This is a genomic window from Spirosoma terrae (assembly GCF_010435915.1).
GTDB lineage: Bacteria > Bacteroidota > Bacteroidia > Cytophagales > Spirosomataceae > Spirosoma > Spirosoma terrae.
Window position 1 is genome coordinate 33,712 of sequence record NZ_JAAFZH010000011.1, and the last position, 16,811, is coordinate 50,522.

13 protein-coding genes are annotated in these 16,811 nt (G+C 48.0%); 3 read left to right on the top strand and 10 right to left on the bottom strand.

All coding sequences use genetic code 11. The annotated features are described in order from the left end of the window. Window positions 1-146 precede the first annotated feature (146 nt). A complete protein-coding gene (locus tag GK108_RS20995) occupies window positions 147-1,478 on the top strand; it encodes a UDP-glucose dehydrogenase family protein (protein WP_163952776.1) in 1,332 nt (443 codons plus the stop codon). Between the two features lie 94 nt (window positions 1,479-1,572). Next, entirely contained in the window at window positions 1,573-2,553 is a 981-nt protein-coding gene (locus GK108_RS21000) for a UDP-glucuronic acid decarboxylase family protein (RefSeq protein ID WP_163952778.1), read from the top strand. Window positions 2,554-2,756: 203 nt separating this feature from the next. Here GK108_RS21000 and nspC read toward each other — a convergent pair whose 3' ends face one another. The 7 genes from nspC to GK108_RS21035 all read right to left on the bottom strand — a co-directional run bounded on the left by nspC (window position 2,757) and on the right by GK108_RS21035 (window position 13,021). After that, complete coding sequence (nspC, locus tag GK108_RS21005; protein ID WP_163952780.1) at window positions 2,757-3,902, bottom strand: carboxynorspermidine decarboxylase; 1,146 nt, start codon at window positions 3,900-3,902, stop codon at window positions 2,757-2,759. Between the two features lie 53 nt (window positions 3,903-3,955). Beyond that, a complete protein-coding gene (locus GK108_RS21010) occupies window positions 3,956-4,645 on the bottom strand; it encodes a response regulator transcription factor (RefSeq protein ID WP_163952782.1) in 690 nt (229 codons plus the stop codon). A gap of 32 nt (window positions 4,646-4,677) precedes the next feature. Further along, window positions 4,678-7,806 (bottom strand): efflux RND transporter permease subunit, encoded by a 3,129-nt coding sequence (locus GK108_RS21015; RefSeq protein ID WP_163952783.1) that lies wholly within the window; start codon window positions 7,804-7,806, stop codon window positions 4,678-4,680. Window positions 7,807-7,895: 89 nt separating this feature from the next. Then, window positions 7,896-8,987: an efflux RND transporter periplasmic adaptor subunit gene (locus GK108_RS21020; RefSeq protein ID WP_163952785.1), complete on the bottom strand. Its 1,092-nt coding sequence runs from the start codon at window positions 8,985-8,987 to the stop codon at window positions 7,896-7,898. 5 nt (window positions 8,988-8,992) lie between these two features. Continuing rightward, window positions 8,993-10,249 carry a TolC family protein gene (locus GK108_RS21025; protein WP_246225039.1) on the bottom strand — a complete coding sequence of 419 codons (1,257 nt, stop codon included), beginning with the start codon at window positions 10,247-10,249 and terminating at the stop codon, window positions 8,993-8,995. 353 nt (window positions 10,250-10,602) lie between these two features. Beyond that, window positions 10,603-11,154 carry an RNA polymerase sigma factor gene (locus GK108_RS21030; RefSeq protein WP_163952789.1) on the bottom strand — a complete coding sequence of 184 codons (552 nt, stop codon included), beginning with the start codon at window positions 11,152-11,154 and terminating at the stop codon, window positions 10,603-10,605. A gap of 352 nt (window positions 11,155-11,506) precedes the next feature. Next, on the bottom strand, window positions 11,507-13,021 hold the full coding sequence (locus GK108_RS21035) for a TolB family protein (RefSeq protein ID WP_163952791.1): 1,515 nt from the start codon (window positions 13,019-13,021) through the stop codon (window positions 11,507-11,509). 150 nt (window positions 13,022-13,171) lie between these two features. On the opposite strand from GK108_RS21035, the gene GK108_RS21040 reads away from it, so the two are divergent. Then, complete coding sequence (locus tag GK108_RS21040; protein ID WP_163952793.1) at window positions 13,172-13,477, top strand: hypothetical protein; 306 nt, start codon at window positions 13,172-13,174, stop codon at window positions 13,475-13,477. 17 nt (window positions 13,478-13,494) lie between these two features. On the opposite strand, the gene GK108_RS21045 is transcribed toward GK108_RS21040, so the two are convergent. The 3 genes from GK108_RS21045 to GK108_RS21055 form a co-directional block, all read right to left on the bottom strand. Further along, window positions 13,495-14,280 (bottom strand): LytR/AlgR family response regulator transcription factor, encoded by a 786-nt coding sequence (locus GK108_RS21045; protein ID WP_163952795.1) that lies wholly within the window; start codon window positions 14,278-14,280, stop codon window positions 13,495-13,497. Then, on the bottom strand, window positions 14,277-15,437 hold the full coding sequence (locus GK108_RS21050; protein WP_163952797.1) for a sensor histidine kinase: 1,161 nt from the start codon (window positions 15,435-15,437) through the stop codon (window positions 14,277-14,279). The genes GK108_RS21045 and GK108_RS21050 overlap by 4 nt, the downstream gene beginning before the upstream one ends. A gap of 199 nt (window positions 15,438-15,636) precedes the next feature. After that, a complete protein-coding gene (locus GK108_RS21055) occupies window positions 15,637-16,776 on the bottom strand; it encodes a sensor histidine kinase (RefSeq protein WP_246225041.1) in 1,140 nt (379 codons plus the stop codon). Between the last annotated feature and the right edge of the window lie 35 nt (window positions 16,777-16,811).

Sequence of the window (16,811 nt, forward strand, 5' to 3'; positions counted from 1 at the left end):
AAGTTAGGTAGGTCTGCCGATGAATCACAATTCAGATAGAGCTTTAGTCTATTATTAAAAAACTCCTATTTTTGTGACAACAGGTGAGCTTGACCGTCCGTAGAGTACACCGCGATAATTTGTAAATTCAATCTGACAATCTTAATATGAAACTGGCAGTTGTAGGAACCGGGTATGTTGGACTTGTTACGGGAACATGTTTCGCTGAGACAGGTAACCAGGTAACATGTGTTGATATCGACGAGCGAAAAGTCGAAAAACTGAATAATGGGATCATTCCTATTTATGAACCTGGGCTTGACGTTCTCTTTCATCGGAACGTAGAACAGGGGCGATTGTCATTTACGACCAATCTGGAAGAGGGCATCAAAGGGGCTGAGGTTATTTTCCTGGCGCTTCCAACTCCTCCCGGCGAAGATGGTTCTGCCGATCTGAAATATATTCTGAAAGTAGCCAGCGATCTGGGTCCCATCCTGAGTCAGTACGCTGTTATTGTCGATAAGAGCACCGTACCGGTAGGAACAGCTGAAAAAGTACATGCGCATATTGCCGACAACGCCAAAGTTGATTTCGACGTAGTGTCAAACCCTGAATTCCTGCGCGAAGGTGTTGCTGTTGAAGACTTCATGAAGCCTGACCGCGTTGTGATTGGTACTAAATCTGAGCGGGCCAAGGGCGTTATGAATCGCTTATATGCTCCGCTGGTACGTCAGGGAAACCCCGTCATTTTCATGGACGAGCGTTCGGCCGAAATGACTAAATATGCAGCTAACGCATTCCTGGCTACGAAGATTACCTTCATGAATGAGATTGCTAACCTGTGCGAGCGGGCTGGTGCTAATGTAGATGATATCCGGCGCGGTATTGGTACAGATAGCCGCATTGGAAAACGCTTCCTGTTTGCCGGTATTGGTTATGGCGGTAGCTGTTTCCCGAAAGATGTACAGGCTCTTGCCAAAACAGCCGAAGATTATCAGTATGATTTCAAAGTGTTGAAATCAGTAATGGCGGTTAACTACGCTCAGAAAATAAAGCTGGTACCGATGATTCTGGATTACTTCGGTGGCGACCTGACTGGCAAGACCATTGCTGTATGGGGATTGGCTTTCAAACCCTATACCGACGATATCCGCGAAGCTCCAGCACTCGATAACATTAAAGCGTTGCTGGAAGCAGGCGCTAAAGTAACGGTATACGATCCTGAAGCGATGGATAATGTACGGGGGCAATTGGGCAACTCGATTACGTATGCTCACACCCAATATGCTGCTCTCGACGATGCGGATGCGCTGGTAATTATTACTGAATGGCCGCTGTTCCGTACACCAGACTTCGACAAGATGAATCTCCTCTTGAAGAATAAAGTTATCTTTGACGGTCGTAACGTTTACGAACTCGACCAGATGCGCGAATTGAACTATACATATATCAGTATCGGACGGGAAGCCGTTCTGGCACCAGTCGAGCAAAAAGCCTGATATTGTTTGTAGTTTCTGGTTTATTGGTTCTGGTTTCGACTTTCGTTAACCAGGACAATAAACCAGAAACTGTTAACTGCAAACCCTACACTGAATGAAGCGTGTTTTAATTACCGGCGGAGCCGGATTTTTGGGGTCGCATTTATGTGATCGGTTCATCAAAGAAGGTTATCATGTTATTGCTATGGATAACCTCATCACTGGCGATATCCGCAACATTGAGCACCTGTTCCATCTCCCCAATTTTGAGTTCTACCACCACGACGTTTCTAAGTTTATTCACGTACCCGGCGAACTGGATTATATCCTTCATTTTGCGTCGCCAGCTAGTCCTATCGACTACCTTAAAATACCGATTCAAACCCTGAAAGTAGGATCGTTGGGTATTCATAATTGTTTAGGGCTGGCGCGGGTAAAAAATGCGCGCGTTTTGATCGCGTCAACCTCGGAAGTGTATGGTGATCCCACCGTTCACCCTCAAAATGAAGAGTATTGGGGGAACGTAAATCCGGTTGGCCCACGGGGTGTATACGACGAAGCGAAGCGATTCCAGGAGGCTATGACGATGGCCTACCATACCTATCATGGTCTGGAAACACGTATCGTTCGGATTTTTAATACGTATGGCCCTCGCATGCGTCTGAACGACGGTCGGGTATTACCAGCGTTTATTGGTCAGGCGCTACGTGGCGAAGACTTGACGGTTTTTGGCGATGGTAGCCAGACCCGCTCATTCTGCTACGTCGATGATCTGGTAGAAGGTATTTACCGGCTTCTGTTAAGCGACTATGCGTACCCAGTCAATGTTGGTAATCCATCCGAAATTACGATACGTGAGTTCGGCGAAGAGATTATCAAACTTACGGGTACTACGCAGCAGTTAATTTTTAAAGAATTGCCAAAAGATGATCCGAAGCAGCGACAGCCAGATATTACAAAAGCGAAAGAGATTTTAGGCTGGGAACCTAAAGTTTCCAGGGCTGAAGGCTTGCGGATTACCTACGAATATTTCAAAAATCTCCCGGAAGAAGAACTCTACAAAGCAGCGTATCACCGTGAGTTTGAGAAGAAATAATCTCGGCGGCTACGTTGTCGTTCCCGAAAACGTTGTGTAGTTTTACTTCCGTAATTGCCTTGTGCAGTACACCTTTAGCTGTCTGATAAAAACCTGCGGACCATCTCGTGCGCAGGTTTTTTGTTGATAAAAAGGCGTAGAATTTAGGGGAAGATCTGGTCTGGTGACCGTATGATTCCGCTAAATTCTACGCTTTTATACCATTAGCTTAGTCTGTCTTTGAAACTTTCGTAACCGTAGGTTCGGATTAACTGAAACGTATCGTCTTCTTTCCAGATACCAATACTGGGTAAGTTTACACCGTTGAACGTTGTCGTTTTTACCATGGTGTAGTGAATCATATCGTCGAAAACAATCACATCGCCAGCCGTAAGCGGTTTGTCAAATGAGTAGTCGCCCATGAAATCCCCTGCCAGGCAGGTCATACCGCCCAATCGGTACGTAGGCTTACCCGAAACGGGCTCGTGATAGGAGTTTATGATCCGTGGCTTGTAAGGCATTTCGAGTGTGTCGGGCATATGAGCCGCAAAGGACGTATCCAGAATCGCTACGTCAATCCCCTGGCTGTCGAGTACATCCAGTACGGTCGAAACCAGTACACCCGTCTGCCAGGCAATCGCCGAACCCGGTTCCAGGATAACATCAACGTTATACTTCTGACGGAAGGCTGATAGTAAGCCAATCAAATGGCTGGTATCGTACCCTTCGCGGGTCATGAGATGGCCTCCGCCGAAATTGACCCATTTAACCTGGTGAAGCAGATCGCCAAAACGGCTCTCAAGTGCCTGAAGCGTGCGTTCGAGGGTGAACGAGTCGTTTTCACAAAGTGTATGAAAATGGATGCCCTCCAGCCCCTCCGGTAATTGATCGGGTAACTGATCGCGGGTTGCTCCTAAGCGGGAACCCGGTACACAAGGATTGTACATATCCGTTGCGACTTCGGAATACTGCGGATTGACCCGAATACCACACGATACTTTGTCGATTGCCTGGTTGCCGAAGCGTTCCCACTGACTCCAGGAGTTGAACGTAATGTGGCTGCTACGTTCGATTATTTCGGCAAACTCATCGTCACGATAAGCCGGAATATATGTATGTGCTTTCACACCCATATACTCGTTCACCAGCTTGATTTCGTTGAGAGAACTGGCCGTTGCCCCGCTCAGATACTCGCGAACGAGCGGGAAGGCGCTGTACATGGAAAAGCCTTTCAGCGCCAGAATGATCGTTACGCCCGCGGCTTTCTGAACGGAGTCGATAAGCGTAAGATTTCGCCGGAGTTTAGCTTCTTCCAGTACGAAACAAGGAGATGGTATTGTATGAAGATGCTGATGTAAGTTCGTGTTCATGCTGCAAAGGTACGGTGTTTTGCTGCGTACTCACCAGTATCTGGACGGCAGTTCTATGGCTTCTGGTTTAAACTTCGGATAAGATAACCCATCCCAATTACCGTATGGATCAGCTTGGGTGCCGGTGGCTGGTCAATTTTTCGTCGCAAATAATTGATGTAGACTTCAACCGTATTCGGGCGAGTCGATTCGTGGCTCGCCCACACATTGTCGAGAATCTCTCTTTTGGAAACCACACGACCCTGGTTTTGCATCAGAAAGGCTAGTAAATAATATTCGCGGGGGAGCAGATCGATACGTTGGCCTGCCCGATATACCGTTCGTCCAATCAGGTTCACTTCGAGATCATCAACGCGGAGAATGGCTAACCGGGTAGGATAACCGGCTCTGCGACGATACAGAGCCTGTAGCCGTGCTGACAGTTCCCGCCCATCTACCGTGTAACCAACACAATCGTCGGCACCGGACTCCAGCGCCCATGCTTTGTTGCTGGGCGTATCAGGCGATACAAGCAATAAGAGAGGTATGTCGCGATTATCGGTTTGCACAAACGTCGGTAACGAATTCTGGTCAACGTCAGACAGTTGGATGGCCAGCACTACTACGTCGTAATGAGATTCGTGGGCCATTGTCCAGCCTGTTTGCCAGTCGGTGCTTACAGCAACCAGATTATTTTCAGATTCTAATCGTCGACGAATCCAGTCGGATGGCATTGGGGCGTCGTTAATCAATAAAAGTTTCATACCTCTCGTGACCTATTGCCTGGCATACTAGATTAGGAAGCGCGTTGACCCCGACGTTCATTTTCTCTACGAATGCGCCGACTATGAATCAGGTTATACATAACAGGCAAAATCAACAGAGACAGAATCGTGCAGGTAATGAGTCCGCCAATAACGACGGTGGCTAAGGGCTTTTGCGTTTCAGAGCCGATACCCGTTGACAGCGCGGCAGGAAGTAAGCCGAGTGATGCCATTAGGGCTGTCATGACGACGGGTCGTACACGCGTAAGAGCTCCCTCCCGGACAGCTTCCAGCATGGGCATTTTCTCGTGCAGGTTTTCTTTAAATCGGTTTACGAGAATAACCCCGTCCTGTACTGAAACGCCAAACAGTGCAATGAAACCAACACCTGCCGAAATGCTGAAGTTGATGCCCGTGAGCCATAGAGCCAGCATACCACCGATGAGGGCAAACGGTACGTTCAGGATAATCAGCGCTGCATCAAGCGCGCTGCCGAACGTAAAGAGCAGAATCAGGAAAATAATCGTGATACTGATCGGAACAACAATGGCGAGCTGCCGTTCGGCCCGTGTCTGGTTTTCGAACTCCCCAGCCCATCGCATCTGATAGCCGTCGGGAAGTTTAACCTGTTGCGCCACTTTCTGCTGGGCTTCAGCAATTGTACTACCCAGATCCCGACCACGTACCGAAAACTTAATGGCGATGAAACGGGCGTTGTTCTCCCGATACACGAAAGCGGCACCCGAGCGCGTGCCAATGTCGGCCAGCTCTTTGAGCGGTATTTTACTTCCAGAACGAGTTGGAACCAGCAGATTTTCGATTTGCTCGGGCGAATACCGGAATCGCTCATCGTAACGCACCTTAATATCGAACCGACGTTCGCCTTCGAAATACTGCGTAACAGTTTTACCGCCAATGGCTGTTTCAATAACGGATTGGGCTACGTCGGTCGGTACGTTGTAGAGCGCCATTTTTTGCTGATCGAGGGTAATCCGGAATTCCGGCTGACCAAGATTCCGGAAAACGCCCAAATCACTGACTCCTGGAATATTTTTCATGACGTTGAAGGTCTTGGTGGCTTCCTGATCGAGTACGTTCAGATCATTCCCAACAATTTTGATCGCCATGGAGCCTTTTACGCCGGAAACGGCTTCTTCTACATTGTCTGAAATTGGTTGCGAGAAGTTGAACGAAATGCCCCGGAAGCGCGCCAGTTTTTGCTGCATCTGCTCAATGAGTTCGTCTTTGGTGAGATTACGTTTCCACTCTTCCTTAGGATACAGATCAACGAAAAATTCATTGTTGAAAAAACCCGTGGGGTCCGTTCCATCGTTCGGCCGACCTGTTTGCGATATAACACCCCTTACTTCCGGGAACTCTTCGAACACGGCCCTGAACTTACGGGTATAGGCATAGCTTTCGTCCAGCGATACAGAGTAGGGAAGGCTGGCCCGTACGTAGATCGACCCTTCATTCAGAGAAGGCAGGAATTCAGAGCCAATGTGCTTCACAAAAAGATAGAGCGAGAACACCAACGCCCCAACCGCGATGCTGATAATAATACGGGGCTTACGGATAGACCACAACAGCGCTGGCCGGTAAACTTTGGTTAAGCCTTCCACAATAGGATTGTGTCGTTCGCGAACGTTCTTTTTCAGCAGGATACTACATAGTAGGGGAATCAGCGTCAGTGTGACGATCAGCGAGCCAAGCAGGGCAAAACCGATGGTCCAGGCCAGCGGACTGAATAACTTACCTTCTACCTTCTGAAAGGTGAAAATCGGGAGCAGGGCCGTGATGATAATGATCTTGGAGGTAAAGATCGATTTGCCCATTTCTGTGGCTGTTTTAGCCAGCCAGCTGAGTTTTGCCCGTCCGTTGAAGGTCATCATACCCAGATGTTCGGCTCGGGTGGCCAGCATCACAAACAACCCTTCCACCATAACCACCGCGCCGTCGATAATGATACCGAAGTCGAGGGCACCAATACTGAGCAGGTTGGCCGTCATGCCACGGAGCCGCAGACAGATGAATGCAAACAACAGCGCCAGCGGAATAACGATTGCTACCGTTAGCGTTGTTCGCCAGTCGGCCAGGAAAATCAGCAGGATAAGCGTAACCAGGAAAATACCAGTCGCTACGTTTTCGCCGACCGTGTGCAACGTGTAGTTGTTGAGGGTCGTACGGTCGTAGAACGTCTTGATCTTAACGTCTTTCGGCAAGATCGAGTTATTAAGCTCATCAATTTTCGCTTTCAGAGCGGGAATGACATCGTTCGGGTTTTCGCCTTTCCGCATCACCACAATACACTCCACCACATCGTCCTGCTTGTCGCGGCCCACAATACCGAGCCGTGGCTGAAACGATTCTTTTACGGTGGCTACATCCCGAACCTTTATCGGTACGCCGTTGACATTGTCGATAATGATACCCGCTACGTCTTCGGGTTTCGTGAGCAGACCGATACCCCGCACTACCAGAGCCTGATTGCCCTGCTTGATCACATCGCCCCCTACGTTGATATTGCTTTGTTGAATGGCCTGATCTACATCCAGAGCCGTAAACCCATAGTTAGCCAATAGGGTAGGATTGAGGCTTACTTCAATCGTTTTAACCTTACCGCCAAAGCTGACCACATCGGCAATACCCGGAACGCTCTTGATCTGGCGTTCGATAACCCAGTCCTGAATTGTTTTCAGCTCGGTTACGTCTTTAGTTTTACTCTCCAGCGTAAAGCGATAGATTTCGCCGGTGGGGCCGTATGGGGGTTCTATTTCGGCGCTAACGCCGTCGGGCAAATCGACGCCCGCAATGCGGTTCGCTACGTTGGTTTGCGCCGTGAAGTTATCGACTCCATCTTCGAAAATCATCGTGACAACCGACAGGCCAAACAGCGATACCGAACGTAGCGTCGACTTACGGGGAACTGAATTTAATTCGACTTCGAGCGGGATGGTAACAAAGCGCTCGACTTCTTCCGCCGACCGACCGGGCCACTGCGTAATGACAATTACGTTGGTGTTTGTTACGTCCGGAAACGTTTCTACGGGCGTATTCAAAAAGGCAACCACGCCCCCTACGATAATTAACAGGATGCCAAAGAAAACAGCAAACCGGTTGGTTAACGCGAAGGTGATAATACTGCGAATGAACTTATTCATATGAATAATAATGATTGACTCGCCGAATGATTGACCGGCTGGATTGGTTTACTCCGCTGCCCGATCACTACGTCGGTCTATCATTGAGTTTAGTCGGTTAAGTCGTTATACAACAGGAGGCTGCCTTCGGTTACCACGATTTCGCCGGGCTTTACATTACCCTCGACAAAGGCATAACGCGTTGTATTCTGCATCACTTTTACCTCGCGGACTTCGTATTTGTCTTTGCCCGTCTGAACAACTACGTAGTAGTGATCCCGGTCAAAAACGACTGCTTTCTGAGGAACGGCCAATGCCTGATTGCCCTGCGCATTAGGTAGGTGGACATGAATCGTAGCAAACATGTCAGGCTTGAGAAGGCCGTCGGGATTATCAAGAACAATCCGTACCTTAAGTACCCGAGCCTGTTCGTCCAGCACACTGCTGATATTGGAAATGGTCCCTTTGAATATTTTGTCGGGGTAAGCCAGTACCTGGATGTCAACGGGTTGCCCCTGGTGGACTTCCGGAATGTCCTGCTCGTAGACATTGGCCATGACCCATATTTTTTGCAGGCTGGAAATGGTGAAGAGCGGGTTCTGGTTATCGGAGCGCAGGTCTTGTCCTGCGTTGATATTACGTTCAACAACGAAGCCAGCAAGGGGCGATTTGACGGTAAAATACGGATTGCCCGACGTGTTGCTACCGCCGTAAATTTTAAGAATGTTCGCCGATTTGCTGAGTTCCTCCTGCGCTTTCTTGACGTTATTTTTGGCCGTCAGATAATCGGTTTCCGAAGCAAACTTGGCTTTATACTGCGCTTCAACGTTTTTAAGGTTTTGCTGAGCAACTTCCAGATCGGATTTGTCGGCCTGGTAGTCGTTGACGTAGTTAGAGATATCGCCGGAGCGGATAACCGCCAGATCCTGCCCTTTCTGGACAAACGACCCGAGCGCTGCGTTGATTTTCTCTACGTTGCCGCTCACCAGCGGAAATACGCGAATGACGTTGTCCTGGTCGAACGTAACGGTTCCATTGAGCGTCAGTTCGTTTTCCGGATTGATCCGTCGTACGGAGTCGGTGAGGTAACTACTGGTTGAATCGGCGGCTGAAGTTGGTGCCTGTGCTTCTTCTTTTTTGCCACAGGCAGCCAGCAGTAGTCCGGCTGCTAATGATATCAGGAGTGATTTAGTCGTGTGCATACCCGTTAAAAGAACCGAGTGTTGGTGGTGTAATTTACTTGTTGTTGAGCCTGAAAGATGTTGTTTTGCAACGTGATGTAGTTTAGCAGTGCCGACTGATAGGTGCGGATTTTGTCTAGGTAATCGAGCAGGCCAATCACGCGGGCATTATAAGTCTGAGTAGCTTCTACCGAAATGTTCTGCACTCGGCTGAGGTAATCGGCGGGCAGGGTGTTTTGCTGCTGATAATAAATGGTGAGCTTATCGTAAGCATCGATTACGTCATTTCGAACGATGGCTTGGGCATTGTCGAACCCAGCCTGGGCGCTTTTGACGCCTATTTCTGCCACTTTTACCGCACCCTGATTGCGGTTGAATACGGGAATGTCCATTGCCACCGACAGGCCGGTGAAGTTGTTGAACGCATTACCATATTTGTCGTAGATGAATCCGGCTGTCAGATCGGGAGTACGGCGTGCCCGCTCAAGTGCCAGACTACGTTGGGCATTGTTGATCTGTTCCTGACTAAGAGCGGCATCGGGCCGGTTGGTCAGAGCCGAGTCGATGGCTGTTGCCAGCGATGGGGGCGCCGGAGTTGCGCTGGGAATACTGCTGGGGAAAATAAAGGCGTTTGTATCCTGTCGAATCAGTAGACGTAGCGTGGCCTGTTCGTCGGCAATCTGGGCCCGGTAGTTGGCAATATTGGCCCGCAGATCCCGCAAGGCAACTTCCAGACGAGTAACTTCATAAGGGGCGATACCTCCGGCTTTTAAGGCAATCTGCGACGATTGGATCAGGCGGCCTTGTCGGCTTTCTTCTTCCTGTAGCAGTCGTAGGGCCTGCAGATCATAATACAGATTCGCGTAGGTCGTGTAGAGCTGGTAACGTAGCGTTCGTAGAATATCCCGAAAGGCGATGGTAGTCAGCGTTCGGTTACTTTCGGCCAATCCGACCAGTTTACTCCGTTTGCCTGCCAGCTGAATTAACTGCTGAAGCTGTATGGTCATACCGCCCTTGTTGAACTGGCTATTGGCCAAGTCCACCGCTGAGTTTTGCCCATACTGGAAAAATTTTCCCGTTTGTGGATTATAGAAGTTACTCTGGAACGATACGTTCGGATTGGGACGCAGGCGCGCCTGAATGACATTAGCTTCGGCGGCACTGATCTGATAGCGTTGGGCTAATAGCTGAAAATTACGATCCAGAAACTGCTGTTCAAGTTGGGGTAAGCTAATTTGGAGCGTATCTGTCGATTGGGCGTACGTAGGTAATTTTAACCACATACACGCTAAAAACATACCTGCAAGACGTACTATTTTCGGTACCTGAAACATAAAGGTGTGAAAAATTTTGACTGTGCAAATGTTGTATCTAACGAATAAATCTACATTAAAAACCGCTTAGATTTTTGGGTATTTATCCTTAAAATGTTATTAATAGAAATTACGGACGGATCTGTACTCAGAAGGAAAGCGTGTTGTACTTTTCAGCGAAAAGCGGAAAAATAAGTGGTAATAAAAAAGCCCGACCAATTTGGTCGGGCTGGGAGTAGTTTTTAATTATAGAGGGGTTTTTCTTTTAGAAGACAAGATTGCTGCCAGGTCACACCACTCGTTAAAAATTTAAAGTATATACATTATTCGTTGTACTGTTGTTCGTATAATCGATGAATTTTATCGCGACTTCGTTTTAGCCGCATTTTGACCGCACTTGCTTTTATTTCGTACAGTCGGGAGATTTCATCAATACTCAGCCCGTCTTCATATTTGAGCTTCAGCATCCTGGTTTCTTCATAAGAAAGGGTTTTTATTGCCTGCTTGACCATCTGAAGCGTTTCTTCATGAATGAGGGTATCCTGCGATTCGGCCATATCGAACTCTTCGTCCTCTTCCATAGTGACGGTTTTCAGTCGTTTGCCGATCCGAATCTGATCCAGGCAATAATTGTAGGCAATTGAGTATAGCCAGGTTGAGAAACGTGCCCGCTCCTGAAACGCATCGAGTTTATCGAACACCTTCAGGAAAATATCATGAGTGAAGTCTTCTGCTTTGGCTGAATCCTGAGTTAGCGATAAGCAGCGACGGTAAACTTTATTAACGTATCGGTTATAAAGCGTTTCAAAACACTCTTTAGGCTGGTGGGGTAAATACAGACGAATCAAGTTCTCGTCAGTTAATGATGTATGCATATCACTACGCTTGTTTCACTCTATTCTTATTAATTCATTAAAAACAAATTCTCTCTCCAAGAAGAAGTCTTAATATATGTTAGACGGGATAAGGTAAATATGGATACGAAAAATATATTAAAAGGTATATTCGTATATTAATATGAGGCTTTTTTCTAAAATCGACGGTATTTTGTATGGTTATAGGCCGATTTGACTTACCAGAAGTAGGTGGGCAAGGGTTTGACCAGCCCTATATTGATATAGTAGTGGCCTAAACGGGTATAATAACCCTTATGAGTGAAGGCATAGGCAGGTGAACGTAACCTGTATTATCTGAGAAGCTTTGATAGGGATCTTGACGTAGTACGATTCATTTTTTTGATGAACCTGTTACTTCTACTGGGCTTATAACTCCGGCCTCCGTGTTGCTGATAAAGGCGATACGTTTGCTATCTGGCGACCAGGAAGGCGTATTGATTGATCCTTGCCCGCCATATACATAAGCGACCACTTTGGATTGGCCACCGCTTACAGGCATTAAGCGAAGATAAACGTGTTTGTAGGGAGGATGATCGCCCGATTTTACTTCCTCTTTCAGAAACGACAAAAAGACGATCCATTTGCCATCGGGAGAAATATGGGGAAACCAATCATGAAACTCGCCCGACGTAACGGCTTCCTGCTGACTCCCATCGGGCTTCATTCGCCAGATTTGCATCGTCCCGGTGCGGTTTGAGTTAAAATAAATGTATTGGCCATTAGGCGTATACTCAGGGCCGTCGTCGAGCCCTGTTGCCGTTGTTAGCCGGGTTTCTGGGCCCCCGTTAGCTGAAATTTTGTAGACGTCGTACTCGTCGTTTCGGGCCCCGCAAAAAACCAGGTTGTTGCCGTCGGGCGACCAGCCGTGCAGGTACGATGGACCTTGTGGAGTAATCTGTTTGGGCGTTCCACCCATAATAGGCACTGTGTAAATAATAGAGCCGCCTAATTCTTTAACACCGCTGCTCAGACCAATCATTTTTCCATCGAATGATAAAACATGGTCATTGTTGTTATTCTTTACGGTGCCCGTGTTTAATACGGTCTGCTGTTTGCTGGCCAGATCAAATGTGTATAGAACACCCTGCCCGTTGTAGAGAAGTGTTTTGCCGTCGGGCGTCCAGTTCGGAGCCTGAATCGAATTTGGGGCCGTGTGAATAACAGTACGCTTGCCCGTGAACACGTCAAGAATTTCCAGGCGGCTCCCCAGATTCATTCGGTTGGGTGATTCATCCGGCGAAACCGGAACCGTAATCCGAACATCCTCGAACCGGGCTTTTGCTACGTTGGCTGGCGATTGTGAGCTAACAAATAAGCCAACGTACGGATCAGCTCCCAGATCAATCGTACTAACTTCCTGGGTATGAAACGGCTCGCCGAATTTGGCGACTCGTAGGGTAAACGTAGTGCCGCTACGTTCTAACTGGATAATATCTGGCTGCTGAACCGATACGCTTTTTTCGGCCATGTTCCCGGCCTCCGATGCCCGAAACCGAAGTTGGGCGGGGCCGTTGGCCGTAACAGATGCGCGAACTTGTGGCGATTCGGCCGACAGGGATGCGGAGGCAACCCAGCCAATCTGGCTGGCAGGGTCCAACTGCCGGACGCGGGCATATAGGATAAAATCGCCTTTAAGACGTTTCCACAGGTAATGGAAATGATCGCCTTTGGAGGAGCCTTTGCTGGTTATTTCGTAACTGTGCGTGGCTGGATCATAACGAGCCGTTCCAGACGTAGCGCCTACGTTTGTCTGCGAATCGAATACGCCAGCGGGTTGCTGGGCGTAGGCAGATAGGCTTATACTAAACAGCCAATGTACTATCAGGCAGAAAAACGCTTGCTTCATGGCTTTGTCGGAGGCTATACGGGGTCGTCTCCGGTAAAAGAACGAGCGAGTTAAAGTTTACTTTCTTATAAACTGATGCCTGTATCAGCTAGTTAAGTGAAGAGGGATAAACAGATTGTTCCTGAATGTACTCAACAAAAAACGTTTCTTATGCGACCGCTCTTATTGTCTTTCGTTTTTAGCGCCTGTGCATCGGTTTGTTTCGGGCAGGCCGATACGTCGAAAATTGTCCGTGAACCAGCACGATCCCCGTCGGCGCAGGTTCCCATTCCAGGTATTGATGCGCCTTTGTCGGGGCCAGGAACACTGATGCAATCGTCTCCCCAGCCCAATGCGGTTGCTACACCCCAGAAAGTAGGAAAGAAAGGGAAGGTTACTACGAACCCACCCAGCGACCCACGAGCTTTTGGCGTAGCTGTACCCGTAGGTAAAGCAAAAAAAGATACGTTACGTTAACGTATAGGGAAGCGTTCTTACTTGCCCATCCAGGTCTTAAAGTCACTAACTTTTTCGCGGCTTACCAATGCTTCCTTGTCAAAGACTGGCCGGAGATTCAGGGCCAGTCTATTGCCAAAATAAGGCTGGATTTGATCAACGGCCTGGTGGGTAACCAATACTCCGCGATTGATGCGGAAGAATCGGTTGGGATCAAGCCCATCGGCCAGTTCATCAAGGGTGTAATCGACCAGGAATTTCTGGCCCGTATGCGTCGTGAAAAAGCTGTATCGTTCTTCCGTATAGAAGTAGGCAATCTCGCTGACTTCAACGGAAAGTAACCGTTGACCCTGGCGTACTAAAAAACGCTGACGGTAATCGCGTGGAGCCTGTTTCTGAATCTGTTGCAGTAGTTTTTCAATGTTACGAACCGGGTCGCTGTCGGTAGAGCGGCCATGTAGTGCTTCGTACTTTTGAAGGCTACGTTCCAGATCGTCGCGCTGCACGGGTTTCAGCAGATAATCAATGCTGTTGACCTTGAAAGCCTGTAGCGCGTATTCGTCGTAAGAAGTCGTAAAAATCACCGTGCTACGTACGGACGTGCGTTCAAAGATTTCAAAGCTCTGACCGTCGGCTAATTCAATGTCCAGAAAGATAAGATCGGGCTCCGGTTGGCCACTGTCTCGCCGGTTTTCCAGCCATTTTACGGTATCTTCAATGCTGGCCGTTACGCCTTCGATGGTCAGTTTCGGCGCTACGTCGTTCAGTAATTTCTGGAGTTTACGAACAGCTAGTTCTTCGTCTTCAACAATTAATGCATTCATGAATTGGTAGAGGATTTTGTCAAAAGTGGTAAGGTTACAGTAAAATAGTCGGGCCCTGGCTCAATGACTGGTTCGGGCTGTTCGAGTAAATGGTATTTAGCCTTTATATTCGCTAAACCAACGTGTGTGGATTCCAGCTCGCTCACGAATTCGGGTTTGGCCCAGGACGAAACGGTTCGCGATAGGTCGGCCCGTTTCGTTTTTTTCTGAAGGTTGTTACGTATCCGCAATTGACCCTGCTCCAGGGTTTCTATCTCAATATAAAGTGGTTTACTGGCCAGAATAACGTTGTGCTTTACGGCATTTTCGACCAGCAGTTGTAGCGTAAGCGGAGGTAGCCGATAGTGTAAATATTGACTCCCTACCCGAACATCGAGATGCAGGCCGGTGCCGTGCCGGGTTTTCAGCAAATGATAATACGAATCGATGAAGGTCAGCTCGGTTTCCAGCGTTGTCAGTTCGTCGTCGTTACTGTTGTCGGATAAGGCAATGGTTGATTGACGATTCGTTTGCAGCATATAGCGATAGACACGTGCCATTTGATCAACAAACAGTTCGGCGCGCTGGGGCTCGTCGGCAATTAATGACGAAAGCGAATTTAGACTATTGAACAAAAAGTGCGGATTCACCTGACTCTTAAGACCTTGTAATTGGCCCTTTAGATTCTCTTTTTTTAATTTTTCTTTATTAATCTGTATTTGCTGCCACTGGTTCAGCGAATAGAATGTTTCATAGATACCAACCGATAGAACGATAAATACCAGATTGATTGCATATGCTTTCAGGAGGGTGGCGTAAGCGATAGAAGAACCGAACAAACGTAGCTGGATGTATAGGCCAGCAATAATACCAAGAAACAGGGCCGACAGAACGGTATGAGCCAGCAAGGTTAACGACACCCGGCGCAGGGTTTGCTCGAAACGAGGATAGCGTCTGGTAATGACCTCGGCAACTTTACCTTGTGTAAAAAAAGTAGCGGTTAGCAACCCACTGTTCAATAACGTAGCACTGATAAACGTCCATCCGTTTTGCCAGTAACCATCGCCGACCAGCAAATAACTGAACAGAATAGCGAAACAGGGCATGGTCAGGACGTAGGTCCACCGGCTTCGGGGCGTAATTTGCCCTACTAGCGGAAAACGAACTGGCTGATCCATGCGTGCTTCTGATTAATGACTGTTAAGTGGACTTTGTCTACTGCTGCTAATTGGTGTCTGAGCGAGCCAATGCCGGCTATTGCTACAGTAGGAATGATAAAGATAGTAACGCCATTTTGGAAGCCATTTTCTTATGTACGTCAACTGTACGAATTCCGTAATGAGTTGAGCAAAAAACTGGTTAAGCGGTACCGACTTGTTAGTGTTTGGCTGATAGTTTGTTTATGGACAGAAGTGGTAGCAATACGCTAAATTGGTCGTCTTCAGCGTTAACGACTACGTATTGATGCAGCACCTGCATGTATTTTGCTTTCAGACTGGCCAGCCCGGCCTGGCGGGTAATCATACGTAGCGTTTTTTTCTGGCGATTGTTGGTTACCAGGAGCATGCCTTCGTGAGTTATCTCAATACGGATAACTAATGGATTTTTGGCCGACATACTGTTGTGCTTGATGGCGTTTTCAACCAGTGTCAGCAGGGTTAATGGGAGTAAGGTACATAGCCCATAAGCTGGCTGAGCCAAAGACGGAATCTGTATGCGCAGGCTGTTGCCGTATCGCACCTGAAGTAGATCGGTGTATAGGCTGATGAAGTCGAGTTCTTCCTGAAGCGTAACCAGCTCATTTTGTCCATCGATAAACTCAATATTCTCTGGTCTGCTGGATTGTAGCATGTAGCGATAGACCCGCGCCAGCTTATCCACAAACTGTTCGGCTAGTTTCGGCTCTTCGCTAATTAATACTGATAAGGAGTTAAGGCTGTTAAAGAGAAAATGTGGATTGAGCTGACCCTTTAGGTTATCGTACTGACGTTGTAAGGCCATGCGTTGCAGTAGTTCGCTTTCCGTCAGATCCTCTTTCCATTGGCTGTAGGTATAGAACAGGCTAAGGGCCAGGCAGAGAAAAATATCAAATACCAGACCTAGTATCCAGATCGGCTGGACCGTCGACCAGCTTAGCTGAACGCCCGTTGCCGGAATAAGGCTGTATATCCACACGTCAAAAATGGCCAGACCAATCGTAAGACCGCCTACCAGTAAAGCCATTACCAGAGTTCGTGGCACCGTTTGATTTATAGCCGGATAGAGCCGGGTTGCCCATCGGGTGAGTAAGGTAAGCAGACTAATGGATAGCCAGTACAGAAAAAAGACCAAGGCGGTTCCGATCCAGAACAGCCCAGAATCCGTAAAGTAGCGAAAGCCAATAAAGTAATAATTGCCCAGTGGAAACAGCAAAGGCATCATCAGCAAGTGATAACGCCACTCGTATTTTGAGAAGAAGCGCGGTCGGCGGTTGTCCAGTGTGTGAACAGGAGACCTGATGATGTCTGGGAAGATCATGGTATCAATCGCCGAATATACGTAAATCTGTCTGT